Source organism: Shewanella sp. 11B5, from assembly GCF_002836795.1.
Classification (GTDB): domain Bacteria; phylum Pseudomonadota; class Gammaproteobacteria; order Enterobacterales; family Shewanellaceae; genus Shewanella; species Shewanella frigidimarina.
On sequence record NZ_PJAP01000473.1, the window covers coordinates 1 to 4,497 of the forward strand.

General features: G+C 42.2%; 5 protein-coding genes. 1 reads left to right on the forward strand and 4 read right to left on the reverse strand.

From position 1 onward, the window contains the following. From CXF78_RS11015 to CXF78_RS11025, 3 genes are all read right to left on the reverse strand, one after another. Window positions 1–529 (reverse strand): efflux RND transporter permease subunit (locus CXF78_RS11015; RefSeq protein ID WP_180957114.1); only part of this gene is annotated, 529 nt, incomplete at its 3' end. Between the two features lie 9 nt (window positions 530–538). Then, window positions 539–1,687 (reverse strand): efflux RND transporter periplasmic adaptor subunit, encoded by a 1,149-nt coding sequence (locus tag CXF78_RS11020; protein WP_011639272.1) that lies wholly within the window; start codon window positions 1,685–1,687, stop codon window positions 539–541. Window positions 1,688–2,014: 327 nt separating this feature from the next. Beyond that, a complete protein-coding gene (locus CXF78_RS11025; RefSeq protein WP_102036803.1) occupies window positions 2,015–3,124 on the reverse strand; it encodes an MBL fold metallo-hydrolase in 1,110 nt (369 codons plus the stop codon). 96 nt (window positions 3,125–3,220) lie between these two features. On the opposite strand from CXF78_RS11025, the gene CXF78_RS11030 reads away from it, so the two are divergent. Further along, a complete protein-coding gene (locus CXF78_RS11030) occupies window positions 3,221–3,838 on the forward strand; it encodes a TetR/AcrR family transcriptional regulator (protein ID WP_011639274.1) in 618 nt (205 codons plus the stop codon). 17 nt (window positions 3,839–3,855) lie between these two features. Here CXF78_RS11030 and CXF78_RS11035 read toward each other — a convergent pair. Beyond that, the coding region (locus tag CXF78_RS11035) for a DNA-3-methyladenine glycosylase I (protein WP_102036804.1) at window positions 3,856–4,497 on the reverse strand (642 nt) is incomplete at its 5' end.

Sequence of the window (4,497 nt, forward strand, 5' to 3'; positions counted from 1 at the left end):
ACGTGATCTCACCCACACCAGGTACACGGCTCATTGGGTCTTGAACGTTGGCAGCAACATAATCAGATATATCGCTTTTGCCCATTGAACCATCTGCAGACACAAAGCCAAGCACCATTAAAAATCCAGAGCTAGATTTGTTAACTTTGACACCTTGCTGCTGAACCTCAGAAGGTAATAATGGCGTAGCCGCTTGCAGCTTATTCTGAACTTGCACTTGAGCAATATCAGGATCAGCCTCAGCATTGAATGTTAAGGTGATAGTGGCATTACCAAAACTGTCACTGGTCGATGAAATATAGCGTAAGTGATCAAGCCCAGTCATGCGCTGCTCAATCACCTGAGTGACTGTGTCTTCCATGGTTTTGGCAGAAGCACCAGGATAGAAAGCACTGATCACTACGGTTGGCGGGGCAATACTTGGATACTGCGCAATGGGTAAGCCTTTAATGGCTAACACACCAGCAAGCATAATTAATAATGCAATCACCCACGCAAAAATAGGGCGATCAATAAAAAAGCGAGCCATAATTATTCCCTACTTTTGTGGTTGATCAGCCGTTAACACCTGTGCAGATACTGGTGCACCAGGGCGGATTTTTTGTAATCCTTCGACAATTAATTTATCGCCAACAGACAAACCATCGACAATGCGCCATTGATGACCAATCACTTCAGCGGTTTGTACCACGCGCATTTCAACATTACTGTCTTGGTTTACTATCATTGCAACCGCTTGGCCTTTGCTATTACGGGTAATAGCACGTTGAGGCACTAAAATAGCCTGTGGGTCTTGGCCAGCATTTAATAGCGCACGCACATACATACCAGGTAATAATATACCGTCAGGATTAGGGAACTCGGCACGTAACGTCACGGAACCAGTAGTTTCATCTACATTAACTTCAGCAAATTGTAATGTCCCTTGCTGATCATATGTGCTGCCGTCTTCAAGCAATAAGGTCACTTTAGCATTGTCACTTTTCAGTAACTGGCCTGAACGTAAATTGGCTTTTAAACGCAATAATTGTGCACTTGACTGAACGATGTCGATATTAATTGGATCGAGCTGTTGAATTGTCGCTAAGGTATTACTTTGATTAGCGGTAACTAACGCGCCAGCAGTAACAGATGACTTACCAATTCGACCAGAAATCGGTGCTTTAACTTCAGTATATTCGGTGTTGATGGTCGCAGTATTAATGGCGGCTTTTGCTACCGTTACTGAAGCTTGCGCTTCTTTAAATAACGCTTCCGTCTCGTCAAAATCTTGCTTACTAACTGCATTGGTTTTGACTAATTTGGCATAACGCGCCGCCTTGGCTTTTGCTGAGGCTAAACCAGCATTTGCGCTAGCAAGATCGGCTTCTGCACTCACTAATGCCGCTTTATAAGTGGCTGCATCAATTTGATATAGAGATTGACCTTGTTTAACTTCGGTGCCTTCGGTAAAGGCACGCTTAGTGATAATACCTGACACTTGTGGACGCACTTCGGCTTCTAAAAAGGCACGACTGCGACCCGGTAATTCAACCTTAATCGCTTGCGAAATAGCTTCAACTGTCATCACGCCAACGGGTGTAGGTGGTCGCGGTTGCTGTGACTGGGCATTTTCATCCCCTTGACCACAAGCGGTAATCCATAATGCAGCAGAAATAACTGCGGCGACTTTCAATGCTTTGTGCATGAGTGCTCCTACTCCAATTTATTTTCAATATGACACCTCGGTCTTGAGGAATTTCATTTGAAAATAGCTAAAATTAACCTGTTAAATTTTCTGTGTACTTTATCGCATAGGTATAAAATTCAAACAACAAACCTAATGCGAATAAATTGTAAATAAATAATAAGTTTCAGTTATATATATTGAATATGTTATCAAACTGTAATCGTTACACGGGTAATCAAACAAAGATTACCTTTTAAGGCATTAAATACACTAATTGGTAACATGTTGGTAAAGTCAATTAATGCTTAAACTATCCATGTCTATGTTCACTGTTAATACGTTAACTTAATTGCTGTTGATGACAACTTGATTTAATTCATCTGTCTTTTGTGGTTCCAGCATAATGGCACGCCACCATAACTCGCTAGCTTGTGGATTGGCTAACATCACCGCTTGACCAAACTTTGGCGTAAGCAAGGTGACATTTTGCTGTTTCGCTAACTGGTTGATACGTTCAAAAGGCTCAAACCAATCATGCAATGCTAAATCGAAGGTGCCATTGTGTATTGGCATCATTGCCTTTGCTTGAACATCAATATGTGCCTGTAGGCTTTGCTCTGGCAACATATGGATATCACTCCACAATTCATTATAGGCGCCAGTTTCAATCATGCTGAGATCAAATGGTCCATAACGCTCACCAATTTCTTTAAAGCCATTAAAATAGCCACTGTCTCCGCTAAAAAACACCTTATGTTGTAAGCCTTGAATCACCCAACTAGCCCATAAGGTTTGGTTACGATCAAGCAAGCCCCGGCCAGAAAAATGTTGTGCTGGCGTAGCGGTAATGCTCAAGCCATTTAATTCAACAGACTGCCACCATTCCAGTTCAGTCACTTGAATGGCATCTACGCCCCAAGTGGTTAAGTACTCACCCACTTTAAGTGGGGTCACAAAATGTTGCACCTTGGCAGCCAATTGCTCTATGGCTGCTCTATCAAGGTGATCGTAATGATCATGGCTAATAATCACCGCTTTTATTGCCGGTAAATCAGCAATACTGATTGGCGATTGATGAAAACGTTTTGGCCCAGCCCACTGCACCGGTGATGCTCGCTCGCTAAATACCGGGTCAATCAATAAATATTCACCATCAAGACGCATCAATAACGTTGAATGGCCTAAACGATAAACAGTGTCTTCCGTTGATTGATCCAATATCTCTGGAGTCAGTGCTTCTAATGGAATCTCACCTTGGGGAATGGGCGCTTGGCGCTTTGCCGACCCATAAGCTTTGGCAATTGGCCATAAGCTGCTAATACCAGATTGATAGACTTTTTCGGTATTGCTGAATATTTGTGTTTTATGTCCACGCGATGCAAACCAATATTTACTGATCAAAATAATGACAATCAATGCACCAAGCACGACTAAAAGACTCATTAATATTTTCATCTATCGCTTCCAAAAGTAAACTACACGGTGTAGTTTAATAATCCCTTATTGAAAAGTAAACTACTCAGTGTAAAATATTACAATAAGATCGCTTAGATGAAACCAATGAACACAGAAAAGCAAACACGCAGCCAGATTAAACGTGCCGCGATTATTGAAGCAGCCAGAACAACCTTTAAAGAATTAGGGGTTGCGGCAACCAGTATGGATAAATTAGCAGAAGTAGCTGGAGTGTCTAAGCGCACGGTATACAACCACTTTGCCACCAAAGAAGCCTTGGTGATGACTTTGATGACTGATTTATGGCAACAAGCATTATCTCAACCCTCTGTGATATATAGCTCACATCAACCTTTGGCAGAACAACTGCAACAGTTGGTGCGTTTTGATATGGATTACATTCAATCAGAAGAGCACATTGAAGTATCACGAATGGTGATTGGCCATCTGTTTTATACCACTGAAATGCAGGAAGAATTGCAAAAGGTTATTAAAGAAGAAACGGCTATTTTGCGCTGGATAAAAGCAGCGACACTGGACGGACGCTTAACTGTGACGAATGTTGAACAGGCCCAAGGAGAAGTACAAAGCTTGATTAAAGGCCAATGTTTTTGGCCATTAATATTTCAAGTCGAAGAGCCATTAAACGATCAACAAAAAGATGACATTGCCGCCAGCATAGTAACCATGTTTTTATGCCGTTATCAGGCATAAGCACATTGTTGGCTACTCTACACTCGGTTATCACCCACACCGAACGAAATAATACGGCTGATATGCGCTAAACTCATGCCAGATTCTTGTTGCCAATGATTAAAAGCAGCTTGGGTTTGGCGTAAAGCGGTTTGCGATGTAAAGCCAGCATCAACGACGTTATGAGCAGTTAAATATGACTGCACATCTTGGCTTAGCAAAAACGTGTCTTTACCTATAGCACGTAAAAAATAAGGCCCGGTATTGCCACCTAAACGAGTGCCGCGCTTTTTAAGCATTTGCCACAAACCAGTAATATCATCACTTGGCCAATTCGCAATAAATTCTGCAAAACTGCCGTGTTCAGCATTAATCTGCTGGATCATATAAGCATTATCAACAATTGCTTGGGTTTTCTTTTGATGCCGAATAAGTGCTGGGTCGGTTGCCCGTTGTTGAATTTGATCGGGTGACAGCATCAGCACTTTCATTGGCTCAAAGTCAAAAAAGGCTTTTTCATAAGCAGGCCATTTATTGTCAACCACTCGCCACACAAAGCCGCTTTGAAACACGCGTTTACTCATAACAGACAATAACTGCGCATCAGTATATTCGCTGATTTCATCGGCATCGAGAGTGTCAGGCAGCAATGACTTAACTGCCGCTGGTCCGCCTTTACG

Excerpts from the sequence above, each read along its gene's own strand:
- CXF78_RS11020 (WP_011639272.1), bottom strand. The coding sequence starts at position 1,687 with ATGCACAAAGCATTGAAAGTCGCCGCAGTTATTTCTGCTGCATTATGG.
- CXF78_RS11025 (WP_102036803.1), bottom strand. The coding sequence starts at position 3,124 with ATGAAAATATTAATGAGTCTTTTAGTCGTGCTTGGTGCATTGATTGTC.
- CXF78_RS11030 (WP_011639274.1), top strand. The coding sequence starts at position 3,221 with ATGAAACCAATGAACACAGAAAAGCAAACACGCAGCCAGATTAAACGT.